Source organism: Chlorobaculum parvum NCIB 8327 (genome assembly GCF_000020505.1).
Lineage (GTDB): Bacteria > Bacteroidota > Chlorobiia > Chlorobiales > Chlorobiaceae > Chlorobaculum > Chlorobaculum parvum_A.
This window is the reverse complement of the sequence record NC_011027.1, coordinates 43,735-59,884: the sequence shown is the minus strand read 5'-3', so window position 1 is coordinate 59,884 and position 16,150 is coordinate 43,735. Positions and strand designations below refer to the sequence as shown.

Annotated in this window: 16 protein-coding genes and 1 tRNA gene; 6 read left to right on the top strand and 11 right to left on the bottom strand. The window is 56.1% G+C overall.

Translation table 11 applies throughout. The annotated features are described in order from the left end of the window. Positions 1–9: 9 nt before the first annotated feature. From CPAR_RS00270 to CPAR_RS00255, 4 genes are all read right to left on the bottom strand, one after another. Positions 10–1,332 (bottom strand): MFS transporter, encoded by a 1,323-nt coding sequence (locus CPAR_RS00270; RefSeq protein WP_012501315.1) that lies wholly within the window; start codon positions 1,330–1,332, stop codon positions 10–12. A gap of 343 nt (positions 1,333–1,675) precedes the next feature. Further along, positions 1,676–1,888: a hypothetical protein gene (locus CPAR_RS00265; RefSeq protein ID WP_041466076.1), complete on the bottom strand. Its 213-nt coding sequence runs from the start codon at positions 1,886–1,888 to the stop codon at positions 1,676–1,678. A 27-nt stretch (positions 1,889–1,915) separates the two neighbouring features. Beyond that, positions 1,916–2,389 carry a hypothetical protein gene (locus tag CPAR_RS00260; protein WP_012501314.1) on the bottom strand — a complete coding sequence of 158 codons (474 nt, stop codon included), beginning with the start codon at positions 2,387–2,389 and terminating at the stop codon, positions 1,916–1,918. Next, complete coding sequence (locus CPAR_RS00255; protein WP_012501313.1) at positions 2,386–3,342, bottom strand: sulfite exporter TauE/SafE family protein; 957 nt, start codon at positions 3,340–3,342, stop codon at positions 2,386–2,388. The genes CPAR_RS00260 and CPAR_RS00255 overlap by 4 nt, the downstream gene beginning before the upstream one ends. 375 nt (positions 3,343–3,717) lie before the next feature. On the opposite strand from CPAR_RS00255, the gene CPAR_RS00250 reads away from it, so the two are divergent. After that, a complete protein-coding gene (locus CPAR_RS00250) occupies positions 3,718–3,930 on the top strand; it encodes a dodecin (RefSeq protein ID WP_012501312.1) in 213 nt (70 codons plus the stop codon). 115 nt (positions 3,931–4,045) lie between these two features. Here CPAR_RS00250 and CPAR_RS00245 read toward each other — a convergent pair whose 3' ends face one another. The 3 genes from CPAR_RS00245 to CPAR_RS00235 all read right to left on the bottom strand — a co-directional run bounded on the left by CPAR_RS00245 (position 4,046) and on the right by CPAR_RS00235 (position 8,507). Next, positions 4,046–5,458: an OmpP1/FadL family transporter gene (locus tag CPAR_RS00245; protein ID WP_012501311.1), complete on the bottom strand. Its 1,413-nt coding sequence runs from the start codon at positions 5,456–5,458 to the stop codon at positions 4,046–4,048. Positions 5,459–5,957: 499 nt separating this feature from the next. Continuing rightward, positions 5,958–7,823 carry a phosphoenolpyruvate carboxykinase (GTP) gene (locus tag CPAR_RS00240; RefSeq protein ID WP_012501310.1) on the bottom strand — a complete coding sequence of 622 codons (1,866 nt, stop codon included), beginning with the start codon at positions 7,821–7,823 and terminating at the stop codon, positions 5,958–5,960. Between the two features lie 150 nt (positions 7,824–7,973). Further along, positions 7,974–8,507 carry a TlpA family protein disulfide reductase gene (locus CPAR_RS00235; RefSeq protein ID WP_041466075.1) on the bottom strand — a complete coding sequence of 178 codons (534 nt, stop codon included), beginning with the start codon at positions 8,505–8,507 and terminating at the stop codon, positions 7,974–7,976. Positions 8,508–8,714: 207 nt separating this feature from the next. On the opposite strand from CPAR_RS00235, the gene CPAR_RS00230 reads away from it, so the two are divergent. The 5 genes from CPAR_RS00230 to CPAR_RS00210 all read left to right on the top strand — a co-directional run bounded on the left by CPAR_RS00230 (position 8,715) and on the right by CPAR_RS00210 (position 11,951). Next, positions 8,715–8,787: transfer RNA gene (locus tag CPAR_RS00230), tRNA-Thr, on the top strand. Between the two features lie 113 nt (positions 8,788–8,900). Then, positions 8,901–10,289 carry a F0F1 ATP synthase subunit beta gene (gene atpD, locus CPAR_RS00225; protein ID WP_012501308.1) on the top strand — a complete coding sequence of 463 codons (1,389 nt, stop codon included), beginning with the start codon at positions 8,901–8,903 and terminating at the stop codon, positions 10,287–10,289. A gap of 6 nt (positions 10,290–10,295) precedes the next feature. Then, positions 10,296–10,559 (top strand): ATP synthase F1 subunit epsilon, encoded by a 264-nt coding sequence (atpC, locus tag CPAR_RS00220; protein WP_012501307.1) that lies wholly within the window; start codon positions 10,296–10,298, stop codon positions 10,557–10,559. 69 nt (positions 10,560–10,628) lie between these two features. Continuing rightward, entirely contained in the window at positions 10,629–11,576 is a 948-nt protein-coding gene (locus CPAR_RS00215; RefSeq protein ID WP_041466203.1) for a S66 peptidase family protein, read from the top strand. Between the two features lie 39 nt (positions 11,577–11,615). Next, complete coding sequence (locus CPAR_RS00210; protein WP_012501305.1) at positions 11,616–11,951, top strand: ATP-dependent Clp protease adaptor ClpS; 336 nt, start codon at positions 11,616–11,618, stop codon at positions 11,949–11,951. Between the two features lie 313 nt (positions 11,952–12,264). Here the strand turns inward: CPAR_RS00210 and CPAR_RS00205 are convergent, their stop codons facing one another. The 4 genes from CPAR_RS00205 to CPAR_RS00190 all read right to left on the bottom strand — a co-directional run bounded on the left by CPAR_RS00205 (position 12,265) and on the right by CPAR_RS00190 (position 16,049). Then, on the bottom strand, positions 12,265–12,969 hold the full coding sequence (locus CPAR_RS00205; protein WP_012501304.1) for a PAS domain-containing protein: 705 nt from the start codon (positions 12,967–12,969) through the stop codon (positions 12,265–12,267). Positions 12,970–13,208: 239 nt separating this feature from the next. Beyond that, a complete protein-coding gene (locus tag CPAR_RS00200) occupies positions 13,209–13,910 on the bottom strand; it encodes a uridine kinase family protein (RefSeq protein WP_012501303.1) in 702 nt (233 codons plus the stop codon). Positions 13,911–14,191: 281 nt separating this feature from the next. After that, complete coding sequence (cobA, locus tag CPAR_RS00195; RefSeq protein ID WP_012501302.1) at positions 14,192–15,571, bottom strand: uroporphyrinogen-III C-methyltransferase; 1,380 nt, start codon at positions 15,569–15,571, stop codon at positions 14,192–14,194. A 16-nt stretch (positions 15,572–15,587) separates the two neighbouring features. Beyond that, the gene (locus CPAR_RS00190) at positions 15,588–16,049 is read right to left on the bottom strand and encodes a precorrin-2 dehydrogenase/sirohydrochlorin ferrochelatase family protein (RefSeq protein WP_012501301.1); all 462 of its coding nucleotides are present in this window, start codon (positions 16,047–16,049) and stop codon (positions 15,588–15,590) included. Positions 16,050–16,150 lie beyond the last annotated feature (101 nt).

The window sequence follows — 16,150 nt, the reverse complement described above, 5'->3', positions numbered from 1 at the left end:
CACAGAGCCTTACGTTCCGCTCGAAGCCCGATACGCATCCCAGGCTTTTGAAATCTCTTTTCGGTAGGTAAAGAGTGAAACGGCAGCAACCATCGAAACCAGCGCGCCGCCCCGCAACGCGAGCGCCGTGCCGAGATGCTCCGAGACAAAGCCCATCAAGAGGTTGCCGAACGGCATCAGGCCGAGCAGCACCATCAGGTAGATGCTCATGACGCGACCACGAAAGCGGTCTTCGACGAGGCGCTGCACGGTGCCGGTCATGGTTGCGAAAGCGGTCAGCATCCCGAGCCCGGAGATGAAGAGAAACGAGAGCGCCACCGGCAGCACGGTGGTGAAGGTGAAGGCCAGCAGCCCCGAAGCGAAGGTGAGAATCCCGCCAATCACCATCTTGCCGCTGTGCACTCTACCACTTGAAGCCGACACCACCACCGTACCGCACAGCGAACCGAAGCCAAAGGCCGAGTAGAGGTAGCCCATGCCGTCAGCACCGATGCCGAAGGTTCGCTTGGCCACCACCGGCAACATCGACATGAACGACCATCCGAACACGGAGACCACCGCCACAAAGAGCACGATCGCCCGGATAATCGGGTGCCGCCACGCATAAGCGATGCCGTCCCGGATCGACTGGATCGGATGTTCGGTAGTTTTCGGTCGTGGGGTCGCATCGCTGAGCTTGATGGCAAGCAGCGCGGCAATCACGGCAATGAAGCTGAGGCCGTTGACCAAGTAAGCGCCGCCCGTACCGATCCAGGTGATCAGGATACCGGCAAGCACCGGCCCGATCACGCGTGAGGCGTTGAAGATCGAGGAGTTCAGCGCCACCGCCGACGCAAGGTGCTTTCGCTCCACGATTTCGCTGATGAAAGCCTGAATGGCAGGCGTGGCCACCGCGCTGACGCTGCCGATCAGGAAAGCAAGGAAGAGAATGACCGGGATGGTCGCCAGACCGGCAAGAATGATTGCGCCAAAAGCGAACGACAGCATCATCAGAAGCACCTGGGTCAGAAGCAGCACCATTTTGCGGGGATAGCGGTCAACGATCATACCCCCCAGAAGCGACAACAGCAACGTCGGTACGGTCGAAGCCGCCGCGGCCACGCCAACCCAGAATGCCGAGCCGGTCATTTCAAGCACCAGCCAACCCTGCGCCACCATCTCGATCCAGGTGCCGATCATGGAAATGATCTGACCAACAAAATAGAGCCGGAAGTTCCGGCCCGCAAACGGCGGAAACGCCTGGAGAAACCTCGACTTCAGCCCTTCGGTTTGCCGGGCGGGACCGTCGGCAACGTTTGGTTCAGGAGACGGCTCTTCAGCAACAGCGCTCATGGAATAACATTCATTCGTACACGTAAATCAACTGAGGCAAAAGGTAGGAAAAAGAACCGTCACTTCAATCAGCAGCTGAATCTGCAAGGAAATTATCCTGCATGATCTCTGCAGCCGTTCATGATTATGGCTGCATCGTAGCCACAGTACCGGACTCTGGGGCGTGAAGTATCAGCAAACCGCTCATGAACGAACGGAGGCACAATGGAGGCAAAAAAGAAAATGCACTTGTCGCATGATCGAACGAGACGTCAAAACTGACGACAGAGCACTTCGCCACGCAAAAGGGGGCGTGACGGGTCAACGGAGAATGGGGGCGTTCAAGCGATGTCGGAAAACGAGCTCACTCGCTATCGGCTCGTCCGGCGCTTGAACCGCGCTCGGGGAAGTCGGCTGATTCGTGACGGTCGCGGTCGCAGTCGCTTCCGCTTTCATCGGAACATGCGCGCTTGACGGATGCCGATGAGCGGGTGGATTCATTGCCGACATCCGCTTCATTGCGCGACGCCTTGACGCGGCATCGGTAGAAAAAGGGTGAAGTGTTCTCTGGTTCCATGATTCAGTCGTTTGGTTAAGTCATCATTTATCGACCGGCTGCCACGATACCGCTGGCGGCAACCACAAGCACGAGAAACTGCCCGAGGGCGATGGTGAAAAACAGCGGCTTCTTTTCCCTGAAATAGACGGTAACGGCAACAGCAAGGCAGAACAGCGTGGCCAGCGCAAGCAAAATGACCGACATGTAGCTGACGATGTCGCCCTGCAGCAACCCGCCGGGATTGGTCAGAAAGCTCCAACCACTCGGCTGATGCAACCTGGCCTGCATGTCGGCCGCACTCAGATTCCAGTTCGCGGCCAGCGTCTCGATAGGAATCCCCAGCGGAAGCAACTCGGTCAGGTAGAGCACGTAGCCGATGCTCATCGTCACGATCACCGCATGAGAGACCAGGTCGAGGGTTTTGGCATAGAGAACGTGTACCCGATCCGCATAGCTCCCCTCTTTTTTGGCGCCACCCGGCTGGAGATTGTTGGCTGGAGCCTCTGTAGCGTTATTCATATTCCCAATCCTTTGAGCAGTGATCGAATGCCGGACAGCGCGAGAATGGCGATAACCGTCATCCTGATGGTTTTCGTATTGACCTTCGGCAGCAGTTTCGCGCCGATTTTCGAGCCGATCATCATGCCGGCGATCGAGGGTACGGTAATCAGCGGAAGCACTGCGCCGTTAAAGATATAGACCCACGCAGCCGCGGAGCCGTTGATGGAGAGCACCAGGCCGCTGGTGGCAACGGAAACCTTGAGCGGCACCCCCATGAGCAGGTTATAGACCGGCACGTTGGCGAACCCGGCGCCGAGGCCGAACATGCCGCCGATAAAGCCAATCGCAAAAAAGAGCAGCATGGCCACCGGCGTGCGATGCGCCTGCCATGAGACTTCGTGCCTGGAAAACTCCTCGTAATAGATGCCCGAAAGCTGCAGAATGCTGGAAAGGCGATCCTGCTTGCGAACGGCAGGATAGCCCGATTTTCCGGAGGTGATCATGATGACCGTAACGCCAAGCACCACGATGCCGAGCATCAACTGGATTTCACGCGCCGGAAGCAGGAGGCCGACGATCGCGCCCGCAATCGAGCTGACCGAACCGATCAGGGCCATCGGCAGGCCGAGTTTCAGATCTGCCAGCCCTTTACGCAGCAGCGGCGGCCCGGCAGCCAGAGAGCCGGCAAGTGCCACCAAAAGCCCCGCCCCGCGAACATAATCGAGATGAAACGGGAAAAAACTGCTGACGATCGGCACGAACAAGACGCCGCCCCCGACACCGCCAAGCACAGCGACAATTCCGAGAATGAACGAAAACACAAACAGACCAACGACCCATATCCACCATGGAGCGCCCGCAGACGTAGGAGCGGCAGCGCAGAACGCCTCTGCAGGCGTCATGAGCGTAACCATGCCAAGCACAATCAACGCTGGAAGCATCTGGTGAACAATGGAAGCGCTATGCTTCATACCACGAAATCCGGTAGTTGAAGGGTTAATGCCTGGGTATCCCACAATACCGCAAAAAGCACACTATATAACGATACAATTAATCAGTTATATTATAAGGCGTGGCATTCAAACTCCCAAATAAAATCGAACGTTCCTGAAAGAAGCGTTTACGCATCAGGGAGCCTGCGCTGATGCATAAGTTTTGCAGACACGACAACCGATCACCCCCTCCCATCGACTGGACGGTTGCGCTATTCCGAACCCATTTTCCACAAAAAAAGCGTCAGGGGGAATTATTTTCGTGCCGAGAAGCCTATTTTCAGGTATGGTTGCCTTCAAAACCTTCGGAGGTCAATCGTTAGCATCTCTTAATCCTCATAACCACGCACCGCTATGAGCGCACACGTTTATAAAAAAATTGAAATTGTAGGCTCCTCGACCAGCAGCATCGAAGAGGCCGTGAACAACGCCATGGCCAAAGCCGCCGAAAGCATCAGGAACATCCGTTGGGTTGAGCTGGTTGAAACCCGCTGCCACGTCGAAGACCAGAAAATCGCCTACTGGCAGGTCACCTGCAAAATCGGTTTCACGCTCGACGAAAACTGATCTGACTCCTGCAGAATCGCACATCGTCAACCGACGAGGCTGCTCGGGCTCCAACGCCAGGGCAGCCTTTTGCGTTTCTGCTCAAACAGCTCAACCTACGCTGTCCGAGACCTGATTAAAGCTCATGCACCAGATTCAGCGCCCAGTTGGTCTGGCTGTGCGAAATCACGGTCTGATCGCCATTGGTCTCCTCGACTCTCGGAGCCCAGCTGAACGCCACGCCAACCTTGGTGGCATCGTTGACTTTGTAACCGAATCCGCAAGTGTAATGGTTGGTGGTGATGGCCGGGAAGAGCGGATTGAGGAACTGGTCCGGCACCGGATTGTTGGCAAAGCTGGCGCCAGCGCGCAACGCGAGCTTTTCGGTCGCCTTGTACTGCACGCCAACCGACCAGACGGTCTGGTCGCGCCAGTCCTGATCCAGACTGACATCGAGCGTCTGCCCGCCGAAGTAAGGATCGGAGGCATCCGCCGTGAAGGTGGTCGAGAAGGTATCCATCACCGCAGACCAGTCGATGAATTTGACATCACCAACGATCAGCCAGCGGTCGTTCGGCTGGAACGCCAAACCGGCGGCAATCGTGGCAGGCCACTCGAAATTGTGAATCTTGATCTTGCCGTTCACCGAAACAGCTCCGCCGGCAAATGCCGGACCCTCACCGTCAAACGAGAGCTTCGCCTGGTTGGTTTCGAGGTCGGAAAGACGCGTCTGCGTGTGATAGCTCGCGCCAAAGGTCAGCTGTTTGCTGAACTTGTGCGTGATGCCGAATTTCAGGCCGGTACCAAAGCCCCTGGCCTTGCCGGTGAACGGGTTGTCGTTGGAGAAATCAAACCGGGTGTAATTGATGTCGGAAACCATGGTGGGCATCATAGACTGCAACGTCCCGGCCATCGATCCGCCAACCGAGCCGCCGACCCCGCCCATCATTTGCGCAAAATGCGCGCCGTCCATGTCCATCTGCAAATCCATGTTGGCGATCACCACGTCGAACGATGCGCCGATGGTCGTGTCATCGGTCAGATGGTAGGCCACCGGAAACATGATGCGCCCGACGCCGACCTCGCTCCGGATGTCCTTGCCACTCAGGGCAACGCCGGGAGTGCCCATCATCGAGGTGCCGAAAGCGAACATTGGCGAATCGTCCCCGTACTCGGTGCCCATACCGCCCTGAGCAAGCATGGCCGCGCCCCAGGTGATGCGCCCGTCGCGGCGCATGTAGGAAATAGAGGGCATGAAAAAGGAGGTGGCATCAGACTTGTCGGAAATGCCGCCGTTCTCGATTTCGATGTGCGGATGCAGCCCCCGCAGGCCGAGTCCGATCTCCTCAACCCCCTCTTTCATGAAGCCGAGGGTGGCCGGATTGTTCATGACGGCTGAGTTGCCCGTATCGAAAGCCATGCCGGCACCGCCCAGCGCCATCGACTTGGCGCCATAGCCTTCGAGGTTCATGCCGTTGGTGGCAAAAGCGGGAGTGGCTCCGGCAAGGGCGAGCAATGCCGCAACCGAACATGCGGATTTACGAATCATGATGTTATTGAACTTGAGGTTAGCTTGATGCGTACGGCGCACCGTGCCCTTGACGCAACAGCCTCCTGCAGGGGCAGACGACCGTTGCATGATCATGAAAGGAAACGGAAAGAGCCGGTACCGATTTAATCCGGAAGAGTTCAACCCCTCCAGGAAACACTATGCGCTCTGTCCAGCGGGCGCCAAAAAGGCAACTCCGCAGAGAGAGGTACAACATCTATTCCGGCATCAGTACCGGCTCAAATAAGAGAAGGGGTAAAGGGGAGCGAAATCGTCAATCAAATTCTGTTGGCACAAAAAGCTGCAATACAACTCATATCATTGCCAACCACCAGACAAAAATCGTCGATACAACTATATAACTAATTGAATATATGGTAACATTAACAATTGTGCAACAGCAAAAACAAAAACAGTTGAGGAAAATACGCCACAAAAAAAAGCTGCCCCGGAAACGAGACCGGGGCAGCTTTTTTGATTGTATGAAACGCTTGGCCGCTCAGTGATAGATGGCGTAGCGCTCAGGAGCCATTTCCCAGTGCTCGGGAGACATCCAGAGCGTTGAAAGCATCAGCTCGCGGATATGGGTAAACTCTTTCGGCAGCTTGTCGTAGAGCTTCTCAAGCAGCTCCTCGTGCGAGAAGAGCTCCTGCTTCCAAGCTTCACGGTCAACCGACATGAGTTTGGTGAACTTTTCGATGGTGAAATCGTCGAGCCCGCGCCAGTCGATCGATTCGTAGCGAGGCATCCAGCCAAGTGGGCTTTCGACGCCACCGGCGCGGCCATGCACCCGACCAATAATCCACTTCAGCACGCGCATGTTCTCGCCGAATCCGGGCCAGAGGAACTTGCCGTTTTCATCCTTGCGGAACCAGTTGACGCCGAAAATTCGCGGCGGATCGGTGAGCGTGCGGCCAACGTGCAGCCAGTGGTTGAAGTAGTCGCCCATGTGGTAGCCACAGAAGGGCAGCATGGCGAAGGGGTCGCGGCGCACGTCGCCGATCTTGCCGGCGGCGGCGGCGGTCTTCTCCGAGCCCATCGTGGCGGCAAGATAGACGCCGTAGTACCAGTTGGCCGACTGGTAGACCAGCGGAATGGTATCGCCGCGCCGTCCGCCGAAAATGAAGGCTGAAATCGGCACGCCGTCCGGGTTTTCCCAGTTCTCGTCGATGACCGGGCACTGATGGGCCGGAGCCGTGAAGCGGGCGTTCGGATGGGCGGCAGGACGGTCGCACCCCGGTACCCAGGGCTTGCCCTGCCAATCGGTCAGGTAATCGGGTGGCGTATCGGTCATCCCCTCCCACCACACATCACCGTCGGGGGTCATCGCCACGTTGGTAAAGATGCAGTTGGCGTGCAACGACGCCATCGCGTTCGGATTGCTCTTCTCCGAGGTGCCCGGTGCGACGCCGAAAAAGCCGTACTCGGGGTTGATGGCGTGCAGCTTGCCATCCTTACCCTGTTTGATCCAGGCGATATCGTCGCCAACGGTGGTGATCTTCCACCCCTCCATTTCGCCTGGCGGAATCATCATGGCGAAGTTGGTCTTGCCGCAGGCGCTCGGGAAGGCAGCCCCGACGTAATCCTTTTCCCCCTCCGGCGACTCGACGCCGAGAATGAGCATGTGCTCGGCAAGCCACCCCTCGTCACGCGCCATCGAGGAGGCGATGCGCAGGGCGAAGCATTTTTTGCCGAGCAAGGCGTTGCCGCCATAGCCACTGCCGAAGGAGACGATGGCGCGCTCTTCCGGGAAGTGGACGATGTACTTGGTATCGTTGCAGGGCCACGGCACATCCTGCTGGCCCGGTTCGAGTGGCGCACCGACCGAGTGCAGGCACGGCACGAACTCATCCTCCTCGCTGAGCAGTTCGAGCACCTTGCGGCCCATGCGGGTCATGATGCGCATGTTGGTCACCACGTAGGGCGAGTCGGTGATTTCGACGCCGATGTGGGCGATATGCGAGCCGAGCGGCCCCATGCTGAAGGGAATGACGTACATGGTGCGCCCCTTCATGCAGCCTGCGAAAAGCTTGTTCAGCGTCGCCTTCATCTCCTTCGGTGCGACCCAGTTGTTGGTCGGGCCGGCGTCCTGGCGGCGAATGCTGCAAATAAAGGTTCGATCCTCGACGCGGGCCACGTCGCTGGGGTCGGAGCGGCAGAGGAAGCTGTTCGGCCGCTTCTCTTCAGAGAGTCTGATAAAAGTGCCGCTCTCGACCATTTCATTGCAAAGGCGGTCGTACTCTTCGGTGGAACCGTCACACCAGTAAACCGAATCGGGCTGGCACAGCTCGACGGTCTCTTTGACCCATTGGAGAAGTTTCAGGTTTTTGACGTACTCCGGCGCATTGATTGGGATAGGTTCCATAATGACTGATGATCAATTGAAAAAAGTGTAGATAAAATCCTGTAAAACAGCGCGCCCCGGCAGGAACACTCCTCCGGGGCTGGCGCGGTGAAAAATCTCAAGAAGCAGGGCGAACCCCCTGGCCTCGCAGCACGGTGTCGAATCCGGGCATCACTTGCCAGCTTTCGGCTTAAGAGCCTGGTTGACCATCTGCTCGAACGCCTCCTGGCTCCGTCCTCCGACGACCACGCCGATCAGCTGACCCGAGGAATCAACAACGAACGAGGTTGGGATGCCGGAAATGCCCCCGGCAGCGTAGCCGCTGAACGTCCGGATCAGTTCAGGTGTTGCCATGAGCACCGGATAGGTGATGCCGCTGCTCTTCATGAAATTCTGAACCTTTGGCAGAGTCTCGTTGACCGCTATGCCCACAAAGGTAAAACCTTTCTTCTCATACTTTTTCTGAACCTCGACCATGTCGGGAATCTCGGCACGGCAGGGCGGGCACCAGGTAGCGAAAAAGTTGACGATATAGCCTTTGCCCTTCAGGGACGAAGAGGAGAAGGGCTTGCCGTCAACGGTTTTCCCTGAAAAAGAGGGAGCCGCTACCGATGCGGCGCGGGCGGTTCCGGAAACCGTGGCTTGAACGGCAAAAAGCACAAGCGCCAGACAGATGGCGGCAAACGATGGGGTGAATTTTTTCATAACAATCATTTTGATAACGAATAATACTGCTGGATGAATGATCATAAACGGCTATTCCGCATAAACCGATCCGCGGAATTGTAAATATAGGAAACCTCGATTTTTTCCCCTCAGAAAGGGCCCGGATAATTGCTTTGTGTTTTGAAAACAAATAAACTATATTTCGGCTTGAATTTTCCAGCCTGTAGGCATGGAAAGGCTGTTCAAGCCACCTTAGCTCAGTTGGTAGAGCAACTGTTTCGTAAATAGTAGGTCGTGGGTTCAAGTCCCTCAGGTGGCTCGCTTACCCCCGTGAACCCGAGCCGGGTAACCGGAACAGAGCCTGAATGCGGAGTCAAGCGACTCCTGCTCCAAACGTTTGATTGCAACTAAAATCCTATCCATACCGTAACAATGCAAGAAGGTAAGATTTCTCAGATCATCGGCCCTGTCGTTGACGTTGATTTTCCTGAAGGGCAGCTGCCATCTATCCTCGATGCCCTTACAGTCACCCGCCAGGACGGCTCGAAGCTGGTTCTCGAAACACAACAGCACCTTGGCGAGGAGCGCGTCAGAACGATCTCCATGGAAGGTACAGATGGTCTCGTCAGAGGCATGAGCGTGGCCAATACCGGTCGGCCGATCCAGGCTCCGGTCGGCGCAGAAGTGCTCGGCAGAATGCTTAACGTTGTCGGCGAACCGATCGACGGCAAAGGCCCCGTACCCTCAAAGAAATCGTACCCGATCCACCGTTCCGCTCCGAAGTTCGACGAGCTTTCGACCAAAGCCGAAATGTTCGAAACCGGCATCAAGGTTATCGACCTTCTCGAGCCTTACTCTCGCGGTGGTAAAACCGGTTTGTTCGGTGGTGCAGGCGTTGGCAAGACCGTGCTCATCATGGAGCTGATCAACAATATTGCTAAAGAACAGTCCGGTTACTCCGTGTTTGCCGGTGTCGGTGAGCGTACCCGTGAAGGGAACGACCTCTGGCACGAGATGATGGAGTCCGGCGTTATCGACAAGACCGCTCTTGTATTCGGCCAGATGAACGAGCCTCCGGGTGCCCGTGCCCGCGTTGCGCTGACCGGCCTCAGCATCGCAGAGTACTTCCGTGATGAAGAGGGCCGTGACGTGCTGCTGTTCATTGACAACATCTTCCGCTTCACCCAGGCGGGTGCTGAAGTGTCCGCACTTCTCGGTCGTATGCCGAGCGCTGTGGGTTACCAGCCGACCCTCGGTACTGAAATGGGTGAGCTTCAGGACAGAATCGTTTCGACCAAGAAAGGTTCGGTCACCTCGGTACAGGCTATCTATGTGCCTGCTGATGACCTTACCGACCCGGCTCCGGCCACCGCATTTACCCACCTCGATGCAACGACCGTGCTTTCGCGTCAGATTGCTGAGTTGGGCATCTACCCGGCTGTTGACCCGCTCGACTCCACCTCGCGTATCCTCGACCCGAACATCATCGGTAACGACCACTACGACACCGCGCAGGCCGTCAAGCAGATCCTCCAGCGCTACAAGGATCTTCAGGACATCATCGCCATTCTCGGTATGGACGAACTGAGCGACGAAGACAAGCTCGTGGTTGCCCGCGCTCGTAAGGTGCAGCGCTTCCTGTCGCAGCCGTTCTTCGTGGCTGAAGCATTTACCGGTCTTGCTGGCAAATATGTCAAGCTCGAAGACACCATCAAAGGCTTCAAGGAGATCATCGCAGGTAAACATGACAGCCTGCCTGAAAATGCCTTCTACCTGGTCGGCACCATTGAAGAGGCAGTCGAAAAAGCAAAAAAGCTCTAAACTAACATGGCAAGTTCCGAAAACTTTACGCTCGATATCGTCACGCCGCAGAAGTTGTTCTTTTCCGGCGAGGTTAACAGCGTCATTGCTCCCGGACTGGACGGCCTGTTTCAGGTGCTCAAAGGCCACGCGCCTTTGGTCGCAGCCCTGAAAAACGGTAAAGTGCGCCTGTCCCTGCCTGACAGGTCAGAGAATACGTTCCAGATTTCGGACGGCTTCTTTGAAGTGAGCAACAACAAGGCAATCCTGCTGACCGAGGACGTTTCCTGATTCCCGGCGGCATAACACCGTTAAAAACCATCAGCAGTGCCCCGTGTAGTGCTGATGGTTTTTGCATTCATGAAGATTCTGATCCCGAAGGCCCTCCGCAGGGGAGATGTGATCGGCCTGATCTCTCCCTCGTCAACCTGCGCTGAGCCTGAAAAGATCGAGCAGGCCGTCACCTACCTTGAGCACAACGGCTACAGGGTCAAGACATCCCATTACCTGAACCGCTCGGAACACGACCCCGAGCATACCGACCGTTACAAGCTCCACGACCTTCACGAGATGTTCGCCGACCAGCTTGTCAGCGCTGTGTTCTGCCTGCGCGGCGGTGCGGGAGCCACGCGGATTCTCGACCGGATCGACTACGGCCTGATCGCGGCCAACCCTAAAATTCTCGTCGGCTATTCGGACATCACGGCCCTGTCACTGGCTGTTTTCCGGAAAAGCGGGCTCGTCAACTTCTCCGGACCGATGGCCGCCACGGAGCTGTATGCCCCCAGCAGCTACACCGAAGAGCACTTCTGGGGCATCCTGACCGATCCGGAGTACCCGGCAGCGCTCCGCAATTTTCAGGAACATCCGATCAGTTGCATCAAATCGGGTTCGGTTACCGGCCGACTGATTGGCGGCAACCTCTCGGTACTCTCCTCGCTGGTCGGCACCCCCTACCTGCCCTCGCTCAGCGGCAGCATTCTTTTCACCGAGGACGTCAACGAACCGGCCTACCGCATCGACAGGATGCTCTCGCACCTGTTCAATGCCGGGCTCGTCAGGAAGTGCCGCGGCCTGATGTTCGGGCAGTTCAGTAAAAATCCTGCCGACGAACACCGGGAGTATCGTTTCGACAAGATGTTCGCCTACTACGCGAACCGGATGCACGAAAGTTCGCCGGTGATGACTGGCCTGTCGTACGGGCACATCAAAGAGCTGATGACTCTGCCGGTCGGCGCTCGATGCCGACTGGAGATCACGCCGGATCACTACGCCTTCGGCGTTGCCGAGCAGGTCGTTTCCCGCTGAGGCACGATTTGCCTGAAAGCGTTCAGCTCCATACATTTCATGAAAGATTATTCTCTGAACGCGAGCCCTATGGATATGATCCGTCTTGACGCAGGCAACACCCCCGATACCCGAACCGAAGAGCTTGTTGCCGACATCGATACCCTCGACGCCTGGCGGGTGGTGCTTTTCAATGATGACGAGCACACCTTCGACGAAGTGATCTTCCAGATCATCAAAGCCGTGCGCTGCCCGCGAGCCATCGCCGAAAAAAAGACCTGGGAAGTCCACACCAAAGGCCGCTCCATCGTCTATGCAGGCCCTATGTCCAACTGCATCCAGGTCAGCGCCGTGCTGGAAGAGATCGCCCTCAGAACCGAGATTCAGACAGGGTGAACGACCCCGGGGCCTATTCTGCACCACCGCCTCAAGTCCAGCATTCTAAGTCTCCGCAAACACAACTTTTGCGTTCACCATCGAAACCCTTTTCGACAGAACCTGCAGAACCCACGTGAGCGAAACACTGTGAACAAAAAAAGCTGTCTCGAAATCGCTTTCGAGACAGCTTCAAACTCCTGCCCCTTAAGCTCGAAGCTGAGTACATGCTAAAAAGGGATTTCATCAACGGGACAGCGTTCCGAAATCACCTCTGTATTTACACCAAACAACCAGCCTGAGCGGCGCGCAAACTCTTCAGCTCTTGGGCCTATTATAGTTCAGTGCCATCGTAATTCATGCCGGCGTCCCGCATTGCTGCTTTAGCGCAATCAGGGCACAGTCCATGGGTAAACTGCGTGTTTGTACGCGTACTAATATAGGTCTCCATATAATGCCACTGGCCGTTTTCGTCACAAATCTTCTTGCATTGCGCACAGACAGGAAGAAGCGAATTCAGTGTCCGTATTTGTGCAAGCGCGTCTCTTAGTTGGACAACTATTTGTTCGTTAACGTAGCAAAGTCGCTTCTCTTCCGCATAGGCCGCACGCAACGCATCCTCCGCTTGTTTTCGAGCAGTGACATCAATAGAAAAACCTATAATCCCGATCACATCCCCATGCGCATCGCGATAAGGGATCTTGTCTGTCCGAAGCCATAGCGTCTCCTTATTGGGGAGCGTCACAGGCTCAAGAATATTACGCTTCGGCTGGCCTGACGCCATCACCTCCTTGTCGTCTTTCCAAAATGCTTCCGCCTGTTCCCTGGGGTATAACTCAGACATGGAACGGCCTTCCAATTCTTCTCTGGAAACAGCCATACCATCGCAAAAAGCCTTATTGACTTTCAGAAATCGATTCTCCTTGTCTTTGTAAAATATCCATGCGGGAATAGAATCAAAGATGATCTGAAGCTCCTCTTGCTGCTCCTGGAATGATCTCAACCTCCCACTGATCTGTGTATCGTATCCCTCAGCCATGACCCATTCTTTTACTCAATCTTGATGATTACAGGGTTTCCGTATAAACGCCTGATTCTTGATTTTTTTCCTGAATATAATTTAAGCGAAATAAAAACCTTAAAGCTTTTTATTGCATGGTGTTATACGGTTCAACATAACACTCGTGCAAGTAAAATGCCATCAACGGGACTATGCTGAAGAGGGGGCGATTGAGAACAACCGGTTTTTTAGGGCACAGATCAACGAAAAAAGCAACCTCAGTCCCTGTAATAACCCTGCCCGGCAGGCACATCATCCGGGGCGGCGACTTTATGCACGCAGTAATCGTGGTCAATGATCAGATCGGCTCGGTAACGAAACGCTTTCACATCCTCGCTCTCCTTTTCGAGCACTTTGAGGCGATAGTCGTCGTCTTCCTCTTTACCTCGCAGCGTCTGGTTTTTGCGAGTCTCTCGCCAGCTGAGATCGATATAGACGCTGAGGTCAGCCTCCCTGATGCCGAGCGCATAAAGGCCGTCGACGACAAGTACGTCGACCTTTGAGAAGTCGCTGATGAGCCGGTCAAGCTGGCCGTTGACGACGTCGATGCAGGGCATAAGCGACATGCGTCCGGAGCGGAAATCGTTGATGTTGCTTTTGAGGAGATCCCAGTCGTATTCGGCGGCACCGACATGCTCGAAATTGTCGGCAATTCTTGCCGCGAGCCGCTCGGCCGGGCAGACCCGGTAGTAGTTGTCGGTGTGGAGTATCTTGGGCTGAACCGCCGCTTTCTTCAGATCCTGGGCAATGGCATGGGCGAGCTCTGATTTTCCACTTCCCGATTCACCCGAAATGGCCACAATGAACTTGTGACCGGGGCGGGTTCTGCGAAGAACCGTCATATCTGAAAGGATTCTTTCGCAAATAACCGCAGCTGCGGAAATGTGCTCTTGCCGGATCAGGAGGACATCATTGAGCATACGAAACGATGTTGCACCTCCGGCCAGCCGCATCGGAAAGCGCTAAACCGGCAGGCTATTTCTTCTCTTAGACACCCACAAAAAGCCTGATGAGCCATCCGGGTAAACGGCGGGCGGAAAGCTCCAAAATCAAAGTCCCGACTGGTTAGAATGAGGATTTGCCACTACTCAGCGCGGCAATCGGGGCACGCAATAATTTTTAGAGGTGTCTTTTAGGGGACAGCCTGAATATAAGCAGATTCAGGCTTTTTCCCCATCATCGTCCTGGCCGGGCCGCCAAATCAGGCGCCGAACAGTCTGGAATACTCCTCTCTCGTGTTGGCATCGGCAGGAGCGACCGTGATACGGGCCGGAATCTCGCCGTACAGTTCGCGGAATTTCCGGACGCAAGCCGGGGAGGCGAAATAGATTTCGTCGATGAAATCGAGGTCGATCGCATCACCCTTGTCCTGCGCACCGTGCACATAGACGGTCAGCGGCGTGACGCTGTTGCCCGCAGACTTCAGTTCGGCAGAAACGGCCTCATCGACGTTCTCTGCACCGGGCAGGAGAATGTTCTGGCCGGTGAGCCCCTCCTTGCCAAGTAGTCCGGAAATGGTCGATGACCCCTCCGATTCGAGGCAGCAATCGGGAATGATACCGTATTCGAGCAGCTCGCTGGCCGCCGTGCGGCTGGAGGTACAGATGGTCATGTGAGCCAGGTGGCGCACATCCTTGCCGTGCTCGAAGAGGTACTTGAAAAAGTAGGTGACGGCGAAACGGTTCTGGAAAAAGAGCATCGAGAAGTCGTCGATCTTGCCCATGCAGCGCTTCACCGCGTCGAGGTCGGCCCCAGCCACCTGACGGCACGGGAAGTGCACCGTGATCCAGTTTGCCGGGTCGTACTTTTTGACGTCGCCGCCGGTCATCAGCACCTTCTTCTTGCGCGAATACCAGGTCTGTTCGATGTACTGGTTGATGTTCTGGCCGATGATGAGCAGCGCCGGTGAATAGACCGCCCGCTCGCGCTTGCGGAACTCGTCGAGCGTACCGGTGAAGACGCGCTGGTTGTAGCGGGTGGCGTTCTGCACCACAGCCACCATCGTCTCACCGCTGCGGCCTGACGCGGCCACCTTGTCGAGCACGTCGTGCACGTTCGAGGCCACCATGTAATAGACGATCGTATCTGTATCGGGCACCTGAATCTTGTTGACCGGATGGCCGGTACAGAAGGCCACCGACGAGGAGACCTTGCGCATGGTGAGCGGAATTTCGCTGTACGCGCTCGCCCCGTGCGCGGCAGTGATGCCGGGGATGATTTCGTAGTCGATGCCGTGCTGCCGGAGCGTCTCGATCTCCTCGCCGCCGCGCCCGAAGATGAACGGATCGCCGCCCTTGAGCCGCACCACCGTCTTGCCGAGCAGCGCGTGGCGCACGATCTCCTGGTTGATTTCGTCCTGCGCGAAGTGGTGCGCATCCTTGCGCTTGCCGGTATAGATCTTCTCGGCCTTGTAGGCTTCGAGCATCTGCGGAAGCACCAGATCGTCGAACAGAATCACGTCCGCCTCGCGAAGCGCCCGGTCGGCCTTGATGGTCATCAGCTCGGGATCGCCCGGCCCCGCGCCAGCGATATAAACGTAGCCTTTTCGCGGAGCCTGCTCCGCTGGAGTTCTATCGGTCATGATCGGAATAGTGAAATTACTGATTGGTCTCCGGCCACTCCTCGTCGATCATCTCGCGGAGCCGGTTGCGCCACGCGACGGACTTCTTGACGTTCTGGCCGTTTGATGAGACCGCGACGGTCATCTCGCCCTTCTTGATGATCGCCGGGGAGATGAAGTCCGAAAGCTCGCGATTGTCCACCACATTGACGATGATCCCCCGCGCCTCGGCGTCGTCGCGCACCTGCCGGTTCACCTCCTCGATGTTCGTGCTCGCATAGACGAGAAACGCCCCGTCCAGATCGCTCGGCTCATAGGTTTTATAGATTTCGGTGAATCCCTTGCCCTTCAGCTCGTCGATAATCTCCGGCGAAACGATCGTGATGTTGCGGGTGTACTTCTCGATGGTCTGAATCTTGTGCAGAGCAATCTTGCCCCCGCCGACAAAGAGGATTTTCTTGTTGTCCACCCGGACGTTGAGCGGCAGAAATACTTTCATGGAACGTGTGGTTTGGTCATGAAAATCAACCCGCGGAAGAGCAATGCCGTTCCGCAGGATGAAGAAGATAATGAAGATCAGGCGTAAATAAGCACAAAGGC